14 protein-coding genes are annotated in these 15,467 nt (G+C 44.6%); 4 read left to right on the top strand and 10 right to left on the bottom strand.

Annotated elements, in window-relative coordinates:
* Positions 1 to 2: 2 nt before the first annotated feature.
* The 4 genes from R7Z50_RS08435 to R7Z50_RS08420 all read right to left on the bottom strand — a co-directional run bounded on the left by R7Z50_RS08435 (position 3) and on the right by R7Z50_RS08420 (position 6,140).
* The gene (locus tag R7Z50_RS08435; RefSeq protein WP_171345512.1) at positions 3 to 1,196 is read right to left on the bottom strand and encodes a glycine C-acetyltransferase; all 1,194 of its coding nucleotides are present in this window, start codon (positions 1,194 to 1,196) and stop codon (positions 3 to 5) included.
* 212 nt (positions 1,197 to 1,408) lie between these two features.
* A complete protein-coding gene (locus tag R7Z50_RS08430; protein WP_138939440.1) occupies positions 1,409 to 3,739 on the bottom strand; it encodes a putative bifunctional diguanylate cyclase/phosphodiesterase in 2,331 nt (776 codons plus the stop codon).
* Positions 3,736 to 4,668: a transporter substrate-binding domain-containing protein gene (locus R7Z50_RS08425; RefSeq protein ID WP_042521667.1), complete on the bottom strand. Its 933-nt coding sequence runs from the start codon at positions 4,666 to 4,668 to the stop codon at positions 3,736 to 3,738. The genes R7Z50_RS08430 and R7Z50_RS08425 overlap by 4 nt, the downstream gene beginning before the upstream one ends.
* A 62-nt stretch (positions 4,669 to 4,730) precedes the next feature.
* Entirely contained in the window at positions 4,731 to 6,140 is a 1,410-nt protein-coding gene (locus tag R7Z50_RS08420; protein ID WP_005375092.1) for an aminotransferase class V-fold PLP-dependent enzyme, read from the bottom strand.
* A gap of 541 nt (positions 6,141 to 6,681) precedes the next feature.
* Here R7Z50_RS08420 and R7Z50_RS08415 point away from each other — a divergent pair.
* Positions 6,682 to 7,197 (top strand): superoxide dismutase family protein, encoded by a 516-nt coding sequence (locus tag R7Z50_RS08415; protein WP_017635497.1) that lies wholly within the window; start codon positions 6,682 to 6,684, stop codon positions 7,195 to 7,197.
* 27 nt (positions 7,198 to 7,224) lie between these two features.
* Here R7Z50_RS08415 and R7Z50_RS08410 read toward each other — a convergent pair whose 3' ends face one another.
* The 4 genes from R7Z50_RS08410 to R7Z50_RS08395 all read right to left on the bottom strand — a co-directional run bounded on the left by R7Z50_RS08410 (position 7,225) and on the right by R7Z50_RS08395 (position 10,981).
* Positions 7,225 to 8,598, bottom strand: coding sequence for a HAMP domain-containing sensor histidine kinase (locus R7Z50_RS08410; RefSeq protein ID WP_318149010.1), 1,374 nt, complete (start codon positions 8,596 to 8,598; stop codon positions 7,225 to 7,227).
* A 116-nt stretch (positions 8,599 to 8,714) separates the two neighbouring features.
* Positions 8,715 to 9,446 (bottom strand): response regulator transcription factor, encoded by a 732-nt coding sequence (locus tag R7Z50_RS08405; protein WP_206959466.1) that lies wholly within the window; start codon positions 9,444 to 9,446, stop codon positions 8,715 to 8,717.
* A 146-nt stretch (positions 9,447 to 9,592) separates the two neighbouring features.
* Positions 9,593 to 10,288, bottom strand: a complete 696-nt coding sequence (locus tag R7Z50_RS08400; protein ID WP_053350032.1) for a spondin domain-containing protein — start codon at positions 10,286 to 10,288, stop codon at positions 9,593 to 9,595.
* 9 nt (positions 10,289 to 10,297) lie between these two features.
* Complete coding sequence (locus R7Z50_RS08395) at positions 10,298 to 10,981, bottom strand: spondin domain-containing protein (protein ID WP_005384002.1); 684 nt, start codon at positions 10,979 to 10,981, stop codon at positions 10,298 to 10,300.
* A gap of 288 nt (positions 10,982 to 11,269) precedes the next feature.
* Here R7Z50_RS08395 and R7Z50_RS08390 point away from each other — a divergent pair, with 288 nt between their 5' ends.
* From R7Z50_RS08390 to R7Z50_RS08380, 3 genes are all read left to right on the top strand, one after another.
* On the top strand, positions 11,270 to 11,743 hold the full coding sequence (locus R7Z50_RS08390) for a hypothetical protein (RefSeq protein ID WP_318149009.1): 474 nt from the start codon (positions 11,270 to 11,272) through the stop codon (positions 11,741 to 11,743).
* A gap of 77 nt (positions 11,744 to 11,820) precedes the next feature.
* Positions 11,821 to 12,750, top strand: coding sequence for a LysR family transcriptional regulator (locus tag R7Z50_RS08385; RefSeq protein ID WP_169629143.1), 930 nt, complete (start codon positions 11,821 to 11,823; stop codon positions 12,748 to 12,750).
* 30 nt (positions 12,751 to 12,780) lie between these two features.
* Positions 12,781 to 13,164 carry a VOC family protein gene (locus R7Z50_RS08380; protein ID WP_009704980.1) on the top strand — a complete coding sequence of 128 codons (384 nt, stop codon included), beginning with the start codon at positions 12,781 to 12,783 and terminating at the stop codon, positions 13,162 to 13,164.
* Between the two features lie 50 nt (positions 13,165 to 13,214).
* Here the strand turns inward: R7Z50_RS08380 and R7Z50_RS08375 are convergent, their stop codons facing one another.
* Positions 13,215 to 14,654 (bottom strand): PepSY-associated TM helix domain-containing protein, encoded by a 1,440-nt coding sequence (locus R7Z50_RS08375; RefSeq protein WP_169629142.1) that lies wholly within the window; start codon positions 14,652 to 14,654, stop codon positions 13,215 to 13,217.
* Between the two features lie 415 nt (positions 14,655 to 15,069).
* Positions 15,070 to 15,429, bottom strand: coding sequence for a hypothetical protein (locus R7Z50_RS08370; RefSeq protein ID WP_080276971.1), 360 nt, complete (start codon positions 15,427 to 15,429; stop codon positions 15,070 to 15,072).
* Between the last annotated feature and the right edge of the window lie 38 nt (positions 15,430 to 15,467).

Below are 15,467 nucleotides of genomic sequence, written 5' to 3'. Positions count from 1 at the left end.
TCTTAAATAAGACCCATGTCCTTACCAACTTGGATGAACGCGTCGATTGCACGGTCTAGTTGCTCGCGAGAGTGCGCCGCAGACATTTGAGTACGGATACGTGCTTGACCTTTTGGTACTACAGGGAATGAGAAGCCGATTACGTAGATGCCTTTCTCCAGCGCACGCTCTGCAAATTCTGCTGCTACTTTTGCGTCGCCAAGCATGATTGGGATGATTGCGTGGTCAGCACCACCCATTGTGAAACCAGCGTCTTCCATACGAGTACGGAAGTGTGCTGCGTTTTCCCATAGACGATCACGTAGGTCACCGCTCTCTTCTAGTAGATCTAGAACGCGGATAGAAGCGCTTACGATTGCTGGTGCAACAGAGTTAGAGAATAGGTATGGACGAGAACGCTGACGTAGCCAGTCAATCACTTCCGCTTTACCAGATGTGTAACCGCCTGAAGCGCCGCCCATTGCTTTGCCTAGCGTACCAGTGATGATGTCGATACGGTCAACTACGTTGTGGTGCTCGTGCGTACCTGCACCTGTTTTGCCCATGAAGCCAACAGCGTGAGAGTCATCAACCATAGTCAACGCGCCGTACTTCTCTGCTAGGTCACAGATAGCCGGAAGGTTTGCTACTACGCCGTCCATTGAGAACACACCGTCCGTTACGATAAGAATGTGGCGAGCACCTGCTTCTTTCGCAGCGATCAGTTGTTGCTCTAGCTCTTCCATGTTGTTGTTTGAGTAGCGGAAACGCATTGCTTTACATAGACGAACACCGTCGATGATTGACGCGTGGTTTAAAGCGTCAGAGATGATTGCGTCTTCTTTGCCTAGAATAGTTTCAAATAGGCCCGCGTTTGCGTCGAAACATGATGTGTAAAGAATCGTATCTTCTTTACCTAGGAACTTAGAAAGCTTCTGCTCAAGCTCTTTGTGGATGTCTTGCGTACCACAGATAAAACGTACTGAAGCCATACCAAAGCCGTGCTCGTCCATGCCTGCTTTACCCGCTTCGATAAGTGCCGGGTGGTTAGCAAGACCAAGGTAGTTGTTCGCACAGAAGTTTAGTACTTCTTCACCAGTAGAGATTTTAACAGCCGCTTGCTGTTGAGACATGATGACACGCTCTGATTTGTAAAGGCCTTCCGCCTTTACTTCTTCGATTTGCTGCTGAATCTGTTGGTAGAATGCAGAAGACATTTGAAATTCCTTCCTAGTTATTTTGGCGAGTATTTACTCGTTTAGAATTAGGCTTAGCCTTTATGTGACGGGCGTCACGGGCTATCACTCATCAATTAATTGTAGTGTAATTCAAGGAAGGAGGAAGGATTATACCTTAAGGTGGAAAAGCATTAATGAATCCTAGGCATAAATTCAATTAATGCTTTTCTATGAGGTTGTTATAAAAGGAATTATAGCCAGGTAGGCTTAGCCAAAAGTGCTTCAAAGTCCTTAGCAGGTAATGGTCGGCTATAGTGGAAACCTTGTCCGAACTCACAGTTTAGGTTTTTCAGGTAATCCACATGACGCTGTTCTTCGATGCCTTCTGCGACGATCTTAAGATCCAGCGCTTTCGCCATTGCTATGATTACGTTCACAAGCTCGCGGTCTGAGTCGTTCTCGAACATATTTTGCATAAAGCTACGATCAATCTTTAAGCGGTCGAACGGAAACTTCTGCAAGTAACTCAGCGCAGAATAACCAGTACCAAAATCATCAATAGTAAGTTTGGTGCCTAACGCTCGTAAGTTATTAAGCATGTCTAATAGCTCAGAATCGTGATTGAAGAGGAGACTTTCTGTCACTTCAATATCGAACTTATCTGACGGAAGACCAGACTCCTCAAGGCTGTGTTTAATAAACGTAAGTAAGCGCTCGCAATACCTAAATTGAACACTAGAAAAGTTTACAGAAACAAACAACGGAGTCAGACTTTGCCATTGTGCCGCTTGTCGACACGCTTGTTGAATAGCAAACTCACCAATTTGATGAATTAAACCATTTTTCTCTGCAATAGAGATAAACTCTTCAGGGTTTACGAATCCGTACTTGTCATCATTCCAACGCATTAGCGCTTCTGCCCCTACGATTTTACCACTACTCAGCTCAATAATTGGCTGATAATACAGTTCTAACAACTGATTGGAGATCGCACTTCTCAGACGATTTTCCAGATCCAAATAGCGTTGCAAATCTTGGTTCATATTATGGTTATAAAAACAAAAGCCATCACGCCCATCTTGTTTCGCCCGATACATTGCCATATCTGCACATGCAAGAAGCTGCTCAGCGTTGTCTCCGTCATCCGGGAACACAGACATTCCGACGCTACTACTCAAGAAGAATTCATGGTTGTTCCAAACAAACGGATCGTTAAACGCCGAAAGTACACTTGAAGCAACTCGCTTTGCAGTATCATTATCAGGCAAATCAGGGATGACGAGTAAAAACTCATCCCCACCAATTCTCGCCAATAAGTCTGTTTTTCTCGCGACTTGATACAGTCGCTGAGCACTTAGTTTAAGGATTTCATCCCCAACAAAGTGTCCCATTGAATCGTTAATCTGCTTGAAGTGGTCTAAGTCGATGAACATCACCAAAACTTTAGACCCACTACGCGATGCCCTAATTAACTCCAAAGCCAATCGCTCGGAACCATAACTACGATTAGGCAAATTAGTTAATGTGTCATATTTAGCTTGGAAGGCGAGTTCTTTTTCAGACGCTTTTCGACGTTCAATTTCGTTCGTTAATTTTTTATTCTGTTGAGAAAGAATATCTTTACGCTTTTTTTCTTCTTCAAGCTTAATTTTCAATTCAATCCTATTATTGTTCGTGATGAATGCATAACATAAAGCAATGACGATCATAACGGCCAGAATACTCAAACCAATAATAAAGAGCCGTGATGTAAATATATCTCGTTCACTCAAAGGCTCGAACCACGCCATCAATTTAAAGTGATGTTTATCCACAGGCACTTCAAAGTAAATTTTTCCGTCTACAGCCTCAGAAACGAAATAGTTCTCATCCTTATTGTGAGAAGGTATTTTATTTATGGTATCCCATACAACCATTTCCACGTCTTTTATTTTTAGCACCATTCGGCTATAACTATCTTCGTGTTCTTGGTTAGTAAGTTGGTCAATAACAATATTCTTATTAAGATCGGCAATTAAAAAAGCAACAGGCTTTCCGGAGAACTTAACTTGCTTAATGACTTGAATGCGAACGTCATCATTGTATCGCGTCGCACAAACCTCTTCGGGATGCCCGTGTTGAGTCATTAAGGTTTGTATGTCCATTTTGTGCTCGGCAAGGTTTTCAGATCCAGTGGTGACAATGGTGACTCCATCACTGCCTACCAGCGTGAGCTTTTTATAGATTTGGCTGCTATTAATTAGCTTACTGTCTATCTTCTCATCGAAGCGACGCTTTAAATTAATTAAACTGGCACCTAACCCATACTCCATTGACATTCCAGAAGCTAAATTACCAAAGAATGTTTGTATTGTTTTATCTGTAGCTAGATTATCAACATCTTCACTCGCTATGGTAAATAAATTATCGAGTGTGCTTGCATAACTTTTAACTTTTAAATCTAGTTCTCTGTATTGAGATTCTTTTAATTTATTTTGACCTACGCTAGTCACAGTAATAAGCATAGCTAGGTAAATTGAAACTAATATTGCGCTTATTGTAATAAATCTTTTACTGGAAAATTTTTTAACGGCCTTATTCATCGGACTTTCTTTTTATCTTCTATAAAGTAATCGTTATAAAAGTAGTAAATAGATGGATAGTATTTTTTTACTAATTTTTCGTATGAACCGTCTTTTTTTATCGAGTTTAAATAACGATCAAATGCTTTGCGTAATTCAGGGGAATTTTTACGGAATGCAACAGCCATTTTTTGATTTTCAGATATAGGGCCAATGACTTTTATTTCGCCCGGCCATTTTTCGAGGGCAATTAGCGTATCCGCAACATCTAATAATGTGCTTTCCGCATCATTTTTCATTATCGCTGGAACCATCTCATTAAGGAGACGCGCCCCATCAGGTAATATAACTTTTGCACCTGTGTCATATAAGTCATAAAGGTTAGGATCCAAGCAAGAATGTTCTAAAGCTAACACTTCGCGACCATCGATCAGCTGCTTGACGTTTTTAACATCTTCATTGACCGACCCACTTGGTTTAATCGGGCTCAGACTAGAGTCGGATCTGGAAACCAACCATACACCTGAAGGAAAATAATCTTGTGAAAAATCGACAACCTCAGAGCGCCAATCAAGAATAGTAACGCCATTTGCGATCAAGTCGCCTTCAATTGGAACACTTTCTCCGACAACAGCCTGCTTGTTGTGATATTGCACATTTTGCCCTGTCAACTTACCAACCACGTCGCTCCACTGTGCTGGAACATACTGGTACTGAACACCTAACGACTTGGCAAAACCTTTTATTATCTCTACATCCAAGCCAGTCAAAGTTTCCACTTCACCTTGTTCAATATAGGAGACAAAGTTAGCGTACGGGACACCAATGTGACGCAGTACACCGCGTTCACGGATTTGTTGTAAATCGTCTGACCAAGCGGCAGATGACGCAACAGAGGTAACCATGAGCGCCACCGTCGCTAAAGTTCTTTTGAATGTTATGACTGACATAATAATATCCTTACCTTTCACAAAGCGCCCAATAATGGGCGCTTGAGTGATAAACAACGATGTTAGAACGACGAGTAATACAAATTCGTCATCGCCACTACGAGCCCTTCCACATCTTGTTCGTCATGGAACAAATGCGTAGAGATACGCAGCGCGTAAGTATCAAAGTCATCATCCTTATGCAGCTTAAAGCTAGTCGTACGGATGATGTAACCATACTCTTCACGTAAACGATCTCGGAATTCCGTCAGTATCTCTTCATTAGTTACATCGGAGAACGGATTAACCGTCGTTAAGCCACTGGTTAAGCCCTCCACGTTTGGTGAATACATTTTGGCTTGTGGTAAGTACTCTTGAAGCAAGGTTTTACATAAACTACCAAGGCTTACAACTCGCTCTTCGATACGGTCTCGACCAATCTCATCCCACATTTTGCAACTATCAACTAGTGCTTGTTTCGCAGGATAGTTATCGTTACCAATGTATTGCATTTGCAGCTGTTTACCCAGGTAATCAGCATGAGAAAGTGAGGAGTTGATCAACCATAACGGGTTCTCTCGGTCACTCCAATACTCATTCAAACGGTTACCATTATCACGAACATACAGAATACCTGTCGCGCCCGGACCACACTGCCACTTATGACCAGATCCTGCATAGAAATCACAATCCATATCGTGGAAATCAAGGTCAAACATACCGACCGTATGCGCGCCATCAACAAGAGTAGGCACACCATACTCTTTTGCTAAAGCACAAATGGCTTTTGCTGGTAGCGCGGTTCCTGTTTTGTATGTGATATGAGAGAAAACAATTAGGCGAACGTTTTGATTCGCATCAAGCGCGTCTCGGAACGCTTGAATGTAATCTTGCTCAGAAACGTTTTCGGTACCAGTAAATACTGGTAGTTGAATTTCTACCACATCCACACCAAAACGATGTTTCGCTACGTTCATCGGTGATGTTGCAGCAATATGTTCATGGTGTGTCGTTAGAATCACATCACCTGGTTCAAAGTGTAAGCCATTAATGATCGAGCATAAGCCATCAGTAGTGTTGCGGCTGAGAATGATCTCTTCTGGGTTAGCACCAAAACCTGGTGCGACGTCTTTAACCATCTCAGAAACATACGGCCAAGAGCCAAATTTGCCTTTCATATCCCAAGGATATTTAGCCACCAGCTTGTTGTTATGCTCGTAATCTTCAAGAACATGTTTTGGCATTGAACCTGTTGTACCAATGTTCATGTAAGTGGTTCGTTTGTCCAAAACGAACTGTCTTCGCACTTTACGCCAGAAGCGCTTATCGTGTTTTCTACCTAGCCCGCGGCTGCTCCAATCAATTTTCTGTTCTCGTGCTTGAGCTACGCCTGAGAAAGCGGAAGCACTCACACCAGCAACAACAGCTCCTGTTGCGCCTTTCAGAAAATTACGGCGGCTGCTATTAGTCTGAATAGATTCCTTGTCTTTCATCTTTTTCAATCCTTGTCGGAAATTAGCCATATTATTAATTTTAAGTGCGTAACTATCTGTTACTAAAACATTATTACCCATTACAATCAGAGTTTAATTTTTTCCTCTGCCATTAAGTGACTTTAGTTCCAATTTTTTATCTTATTTGATGATATAAGCAACAGTTTGACCACAAATCTATAAACAACAATGTTCACATTAATATATTCGTTAATTTGACTATTCTTTATTGCGGACAATTCCACCAAATTCTTTATAAAACAATTATGAGCTTTGTTATAAAGTCATTAAAAATTTAACTTTGCGTTAATTTAAAAATATTCAGGCTATTTTAAGATTGGCGTCTATTCTTTTTATATCTTAACGATCTCAATATGTTAAGACTAAATAAAAGAAAGCTGATTTCGGATCGAGATATCAGTTTAAGACCATAAAGTGATACACATCACTCTATGACATAAACTCACCGCTCAACATACATAAGTAAAACAGGTTTTCACTAATATGTGCTTGAGCGTACACCCTAAAAGAAGGAGGTCCCATGTTAAAAGGATTGCTATGCATTTCAGTTGCATCCGCTCTTGTCGCCGCCCCTAACGCGCTAGCAAAAACGGTAGAAATGACTGCTCTCAACACCAATGAGAGTGCGGGTACCATTGAGATTTCACAAAGTGATTATGGCGTTGTTTTTACGCCTCAATTATCAGGTTTGTCAGCAGGTGTGCACGGTTTCCATGTTCACACTAATCCATCTTGCGATAGCATAGAAAAGGATGACAAAACCGTATTAGGCGGCGCAGCAGGTGGCCATTATGATCCTAACAACACAGGGAAGCATGGCTATCCTTGGACCGATGACAATCATTTAGGCGACTTGCCTCCACTCTATGTGGACATGGACGGCAATGCCAATCAGCCCGTTGTCGCGCCTCGCCTAAAATTATCGGATTTAAAAGGTCGAGCGTTAATGATCCATGCAGGTGGTGACAATCACTCCGATCACCCAAATAAGCTAGGTGGTGGTGGCGCTCGCGTCGTATGTGGTGTTATTGAATAAACATTAACTTATGTCGCACACTTCTCTTTAGATTGCGAGAAGTGTGAACTTCTGTTGATACTGAGAGGATGTTGCATTGGTCTCAAGGTAGCTGTGGTGAAGCATTAAAATCGATTGGACAATCTTCGTCCCGATCCCCAAAGAACCGCCCTCTGCTTCTTCCTCAATGTGATTGACGAACGTAAAGTGGATACGCGACTTATCTTCACTCAAATGCACTTGGCAATGCACTTCTGAGCCGATTGGGCTGTGGCGCAATGCATTTTCAAGCAGGTTCAATACCAACCGATCCAATAGCCCCTTGTCACCCACAGTTTGGATTTCGCTATCGATATCCACTTTCAACACCACTTCTTTACGAGAAAACTGGCTCTGCATCGTTTCGGCACATTCTGCCATCAACACGCCAAGATCTACGGGGCGGTACTCGTAATTTGGCATTGGAGCTTCTTTGCGCGCAGCGTCTAACAAAGAATGTAATTGAGTTGAGAGCTTCTCACAATTTCGGAAAGCGACATCAATCAAAGGATCAGATTCCGGATGTTGCAAACGCCACGTTTCCAAATAGCCAAGCACACTCGATAACGGCGTTTTTAAATCATGACTAAGCTGCAACAAGCTTTGACGACGATGAGACGATTGATACTCCAACTGTAAAAACTGCTGCTGAATGTGCTTCGCCATCATCTGATAAGAGTGCGCAATCGGCACAAGCTCTGGCACTTGGTGAGTAAAATCAGGTTGCAGGCGGAAATCATGTTCAGCTTGCTGTTGAAGTTGCTTGGTCACGCGCTCAATCGGATTCAATAGGCTACGTTTGACCAGCACATAAGCTCCAAGAGCAAAGCCTAAAATGGACACTAAGACCAATCCTGCCAGCGCGATGTAAGGGGTATCGACTTGAGCATTGGCAATGGCGTCATGTCGGGTACTGCCAATCACCACGTAGAGATAACCGATCGTAGAGCCTAATTCTTCTATCGCGGCGACAGAAAAGACTTTGTGCTCACCACGATTACGTGGGTCTTCACCCAAAATAGGAAAAGGTTGGTCATTTAAGAATTGCTTAATGGGATTGAGATCCACCTTCCCCATGATCTCCGCCCCTTCCGGTGCTGCATGGGTGGTGATGTTACCTTGGCTATCGAGGAAGTAGATTTCAAAATCAGGGCCGATCAGCATGAGCGTGTGAAAAATCGACTTGAGCGCTTTCGGATTGTAATCCGTCCCGATCATCAGCGGGTTATCATCACGCATGTGGCTAGCTAGCTCTTTATGCAGGCTTTGTTTAGTGCGTAACTCGATGGTTTCTTTTTGCCAATTGTAAGTCAGTGCAATCACCACCGCCGCGAGGCAGAACCACAAGCTAGTAAATACTACCAAGCGAGATTTGAAGCTCATCCTATCGCCTCCTTAAACAGCGGTGTTTCCGAAACACCCGTGATGATTGAAAAATGACGGTGAAAACAACTGCAGACTTACTGTCTTGGCTTGATGTTTTGACTTACTTTCTTGCATTAGTGTCTTGGTTGAAACTTATACCCAACACCCCAAACAGTTTGAATGAAGTGATGATCAGAGTCGGACAACGACAACTTGCTGCGTAAACGGTTAATGGTGCTACACACAGTGTGGTGATAACCAGAATGACTGGTGTTCCAAACGTGATCGAGCAATTCATCTTTACTGTAGACTCTGCCCGGACGAGTCGCGAGAAACTGCAGCAAAGTAAACTCTGTCGCGGTGAGAGTGACATCTTTATCGTTTAGGGATACTTGGTGCAACTCCGGAATGATTCTCAGCGGACCAAAATCCATCGCATCGTCGAGGACTTCATTTGCTACTTTGACTTCTACGGTTTGGCTGACTCTGCGTAGCACATTTCGCACTCGTGCTTGAAATTCTAATACGCTAAATGGTTTAGTGATGTAGTCATCAACGCCTGCTTCTAAACCGTCAACCTTATCCATTTCACCGTCTCTGGCTGTCAGCATGAGCACTGGGCTCCAATCTTGTTGCTGACGCAAATAATGGCAGATGTCTAGACCATCACCATCTGGCAAACCTCGGTCAAGGATCAATAAATCAAAGGGTTGTTGCTGATATTGCGCTTTAGCATCGGCGACATTTGTGGCTCGCGACACTTGGTGTCCTTGAAACTTGAGATGCATCTGAACCAGTTCTGCCAAATCATCGTCATCTTCCACCAACAAGATGTTCGCGACTAAATTGATTGCCTGTTGTTCCATGGTCCTTTCCTTGCCTTCGAGTATCCTCACTTTGCACATGACCGGAACAAATTAGAAATTCTTTCAAAAAAGGTTCCGATGACGCCATGAGGGATAAAGCGCTCGGCTACAAGCGCTTTGGAAAGGAGACGTCATCGGAGCCTGTGTTACTCGACTCGAGTGATGGTGACTTTCGCACCTGGGTTCAAGAAACGATGGTTCGCAGAAAGTGCTGAGTTTGCTAATCCGTCATCTTGGCTAACAACACCTGCATGGAAAGCAACAACGTCATTGCTATCATTACGGGCGGCATTGAAGCCCTCACCGCCGCCTGCTGGGCCCGGAATGGTTGCGGCAAGCTCATCGTTTAGCTCTGTACCGGAATCCCAAACGTTCATGCTCATTTCATAGCTTTCACCCACTGCGAGCGATTTGAGCGATAGCCCCGTTTCGCCAACAAAGGCATCGTTGGTATTCACGAACATAGACGCCACTGACAAGTAACCGTAACGATTAGGGTCAACCGTGATGGTGACTTCGTCCGATGCCCCCGGCAACACCAATCCATTACCCGAAATACCTTGGTAAACACTGTCATTGCTGTTCATCAACTCAATCAGCTCAGCGTTACTACCGCCTTCGGCAAGATGCTCAAGTTCAACAGATGCCGCTTGTCCAATTTCAAACAGTTGGTAGTCACCATTGTGAGTGAGTACCGCGAGCGGAGACATAGGTTGATTCGCAGTCAAGTTCGCCACGTTGACGGTGTAGCGGTACGATTTCACTACGTCATTATCATCATCGCTTGGACAACCGGCGAGCAAGCCGATTGAAGCTGCTACTAGTAAGATTCTGTATTTCATACATCCCCCTTACTTCACAACGATTGTGATGGTTGCAACTGGGTTTAACCAACGATGGCTGCTGCTGTCTAGGTCACTGATGCCGCCGGTTGGGTCGCTATCACCAAGGTTACCCGGATGCACGTGAACCTTGTCGTTAGTTACCGTTGCTTCAACGCCTGTGCCGCCAGTACCAAAGGTAATGAAAGGTGGGTTTGGCATGCTAGACGCAAGTTCATCGTTCGCTTCTGTACCGGCATCGTAACTTCTTAGCGTTGCTCGGTATGTACCCGCTTCCGTTGGAATCTTCCAACTATCTAGACCGACGAAACCATCATTGGTTGGCAGCAACATCGCGCTCAGAGAAAGATAACCGTGGTCGCCACTGTCCAAGGTGAAGGTGGTTGCAACACCCGGATTCAAAATGCCACCAGCAGGATTCTCAACCACCGCACCACCAGCGTTACCAATCACACTAGCAAGACCAGAGATATCACCGCCTTCTGCCATTGCTTCTAGTTCTGGCGTTGCTGCTTGACCCGTTCTGAACATCTGAAGATCAGAGCCATGTGCAGCAACAATAAGTGGCGTAAAGTAGATGCCTTTGGTTGCGTTTGTCACGGTGATTTCCAATTCCGCCGCATTCACTGATGCAGAGCCTAGTGCCATAGCGACTGAAGTCATGACGAGTCCGAGTTGGGTACGTTTTTTCATTGTGATTCCATCCTTTAATGAGGGTTGAACTACCCAAGCCCATGTGTACGGCTTTACTTCTTTGTTCGTGACCTGAGTAGGTTAAGCATTACGTTTCGAACGTTTTGCGTTCTTGTCTCTAAGAATGACGAGCAAATCTATCAGCAACTTCATCGAATTCTCATAAAATTCTCACAAGTTCTGTTCGAATTCTGTCAGCAGCACTTTTTTACTCTTAATCAGGTATTTACACGTCGCGCTTTCCCCTCCTACAATGCGGTATTCTCTGTTTAAATCACGATTCTCACCATGATTGATAACGTTCTGTCTGCCTACTATGGCGAAATCTACGGCATCGCTTTTTTCAACCACTACTTGAGCCATTACACCCAAAGTGAACAACAAACGCTGTGGCAAACCTTGATTGAAGTGGAAGAACTCACCGCAGAAAAGCTCAAACCTGTACTGCTGACAAATGGTATGGATATCGAAAGTCGACACCAAGAGATGTTGGATAAAGGCTTGGAAGATGCAACCAAATGGATTGGTTTACCATGGCAAGAGTTGGTGGCGACTCTTCTGAAATGGGTAGAACCTTATGAGGTCAAGTATCGAGAGTGGCATGAAGAAGTGAAAGCTTCACAGCAGTATTCAATCGCTGAACGAGAAGCTATCGAGTTGATTGCAGACCACGAAACGGCCATTTATCACTGTTGGCAACAATACCATACTGGTGAATCTGGCTTGCCTGCACTCAATGCATTTTTGGCAAAATATCGTTAAAGCGAGACGGTGACACTTGAACCTCGTGAAACCGTACCAGACAATATCGTTATTCCGCTGCGCAGAACTGAACAATTATGGTTAATCCAAAACTCATTGCCCTACTTCCTGATCTTGCTTCGTTTATCTTAGTGGTAAACGAAGGCAGTTTTACCGCAGCAGCCAAACAACTCGGCGTGACGCCATCGGCTTTAAGTAAGTTGATCACACGATTAGAGCAAGCGCTTTCGGTCAAATTGTTTGAGCGCACGACTCGTAAGTTGATCATCACTCAAGCAGGACAAAAGATTTACGACCAAAGCATCGCAATGGTGAATGCCGCGCAGCAAGCCGTTGAGCTATCTGCGGAAGATCATGCTGAGCCAACAGGCGCACTCACAGTAGCAGCCCCTGAAGCATTTCTTAATTCGGTGCTTCAACCGTTTGTGTTGCCATTCCTAGAACGTTATCCAAATATTCAGCTTAAGCTGCGTGCAGCAGATGGTGAGATCGATCTTTTCCGCCAAGGAATTGATGTCGCATTTAAGCTCACCGACAAACCCGATGAGAATCTGGTCCTCAAAGAGATCAGCAAGACCAATCTCGTTTTGTGCGCCTCTCCAGATTACCTAGCCAAACACGGTATGCCTGAGCACCCAACCGAGCTTGAGCAGCACGACTGTATTTACCTTGCCGAGAACGACAAAGACAACATCTGGTCGTTCTTTAAAGAGGAAGCCTTTCATTCGATTGCAGTAAGTGGACGCTACGCCGTCAACCACTCTCAAATGCGCTTGAACGGGGTTAAGTCTGGCTTGGGAATTGGGATCTTCCATGACTTCGTGATCAAAGACGCGTTAGAGCAAGGAGAAGTGGTGGAGGTATTACCGGATTGGATGATCAAGAGTAACTACCACGGCGCTATCGCGATGCAGTATGCACAAACCAAATACATGCCTGCTCGTCTGCGCGTGTTTATCGACTTCGTTAAGGAGCATTTAGTCTCCGAGGACACTAACCATGCTTGAGGATACGAGCCATGTTTGAAGAGGCTAACCATGTTTAATGCCATTCATCACGTCGCGATCATTTGCAGCGACTACCCAAGGTCAAAACGCTTTTACACTGAAGTGTTGGGATTAAAAGTCATTGCTGAAAACTATCGTGAAGCCAGAGACTCCTACAAGCTTGACCTCGCTTTACCTGACGGCAGCCAAGTGGAACTGTTTAGCTTTCCGGGCGCACCAGAGAGACCGAGCTTTCCTGAAGCACAAGGGCTACGACATCTCGCGTTTTTGGTAGATGATGTTGAACAGGTGAAAGCCTACCTAGAATCGAATGACGTTGAAGTTGAGCCAATTCGTATTGACGAATTCACAGGCAAAGCCTTTACCTTCTTCCAAGATCCAGATGGCTTGCCACTGGAGATTTACCAGAAATAAAAAGAGCCAGCACGTCGCTGGCTCTTTTACTATTCCATTCTTTGTCTTTACTAATTCAACGCCGTTTTCAGCTTCTCGACGCGGTTAAACAACAGCCAATCCAGTGCGAGAACCGTAACAATTGCCAAACCACCCATCGGGAACGCCAAGCACAATATCACCAACGTTACTAAGCCAAGCTTCCAAATACCGTCTTGCTGAAACTTAGGTGGCGCGCCCAATGCAGCACTGCGACTTGGTCTACGAATCCACCACATCACCACACCTGTAATTGAGATTAAGATGAACGCCAAACAGAACACCACGTTGAGCACTTTGTTAAGCACACTGACATCACCTTGATGCAATGACACACCTGCCGCCATGAACTTGGCAAATAGGCTGTAATCTTGCCACGTTACATCCACCAACAAGCGACCGGAATATTGGTCAAAGTGGCTGGTGCGATCTTGTCTTGGGTCGGAAATGTCACCGCCCATAGAGTTAGCTGCAACGGTGTAAACGCCCGTCTCAGAGCGCGGCAAAAACAACTTATAACCAGTGAAGCCCAACATTTCAGCCTTGAGGATGATATCATCAATGGAGAGCGCATCATGGCTGCCTGCGTATGCCATCTCTTCCTTCATGTTGGCATGATCATGAGCGGGCTTATCTTTCGATTCAGGCACAGCAGCAAGCTCTAAGTTCCATGGCATCTCTTCTGAAGCACCATGGTTAAGATCTTTGTGTGTCAGTGTGGATTCCGGTTTCTCACCCCATGTGTAATAGGTTGGGAAGGTATTCCAAGCTTGTACCATTTTCGCACCCCAGATCCCTGCCCACGACAATCCTGAAATCAAAAAGAACAACAGCACAATCGACAGCACACCACCTAAATTCGCATGCAGGTCACGAATCAAAATTCGAGGGCCATTGTTAAAGCGGATTTTCAAAAAGCCGGCGCGGCTGGCGTTGTCTCTAGGTAACCAAAGGTACAAACCAGACACCAACAGCAAAATCCCCAAACTTGCGGCGATTTCAATTAAGCGGTCACCTAGGTCGCCGATGAGCAAGGTGCCGTGAATGCTGTTCATCAGTTCATAGATGCTATCACCACGGTTAATGGTGCCTTGTACGTCTCCTGTGTAAGGATTTACTGCAACAATCAGAGAGCTGCCTTCTTGGTTTTGAATCGAGAATCGGTTGGCAATATCGGCCGTTTTGGCAGGTACAAATTGGGTGACATTAAAATCGGGATACGCCTGCTTTACGGTTTCTAATTGTGCAGAGACAGGAACCATTTGCTCTTGTGGTGAAACCTGTAATGTCGCTTCGTATCGAGCCAGTTCGATTTCATCATCAAACAACATCACCAACCCCGTTAGGGAAAGCATCAGCATAAATGGAATGACGAACAAACCTGCGTAAAAGTGCCATCGCCACGTCATAAAGTAGATGGATTTTGCGCGTGAGGCTTCCTTGAGTTGAGGCTTTGCCGAGTTTCTCAACATGTGTATTTTCCTTTTTTCATTGTTGAACACCCAAATGCAGCCAAACGCATCCTGCACATACACATTCGTATGCGGCGTTATTTGACTTAGATTTGGGAGTACCACTGCTCGAAGTGGCAGTGTTGCTGACTATATACCCAAGTGACTTCAAGATGCTGGATTCAGAGCGTTGTCATTGATTCGAGTGCAAAGAAAACAACGCTGTGTAATAGACCACTCTTTCCAAGTTGTTTGAAGCAGCAATCGGAGCAATGACACGCTCCCGAAGGGCGAGTTGCCTTGGCTTGTATACTTTGTTGTCGATATCTTGATCTAGACCCACTAGACCTTTAAATCGCCGCCGCGTCTACAAACCAAGTCATTCTCGCTGAACCAAGCATCTCGAGGTTACTTGGGTATCGTGTAATTGTTTTCGTTATGAGAAAAGGGAAACCGGCGGCGCTCTAGGAACTGGTGTTTCAAATCGCACACTTAGAGCCAAATAAGCGTAGCTGTCAGAAGTCACCAAGCTCTGTCTTGAAAGTATCGGTGTCGTTGGAAGTGTATCGTGATGAAAAGTCGAGAAGTGGCTAAACGGACAAGGCTTACCTTTGTGGCTAACCGAATTGTCGCCCTCTTCTATTTGAACCAATTCAAAACCGTTAAGCGTACATAGCGTCGCCCACACGCCCATGCTGTTACCATGAGCATTGATAACAGGCATCAGCGTCACTAGCACCCAACTGAGAGCACTAGCAAATAACATTGAGCGGTAAAAAGGAATTAATCTACGCATAACGGTGACTTAACAAATTTCACACAGCGTAACCAATT

Source organism: Vibrio sp. 1249-1 (assembly GCF_033340495.1).
Note: the sequence above shows the minus strand (reverse complement) of the source record. Positions and strands in the feature narration are given on the sequence as shown.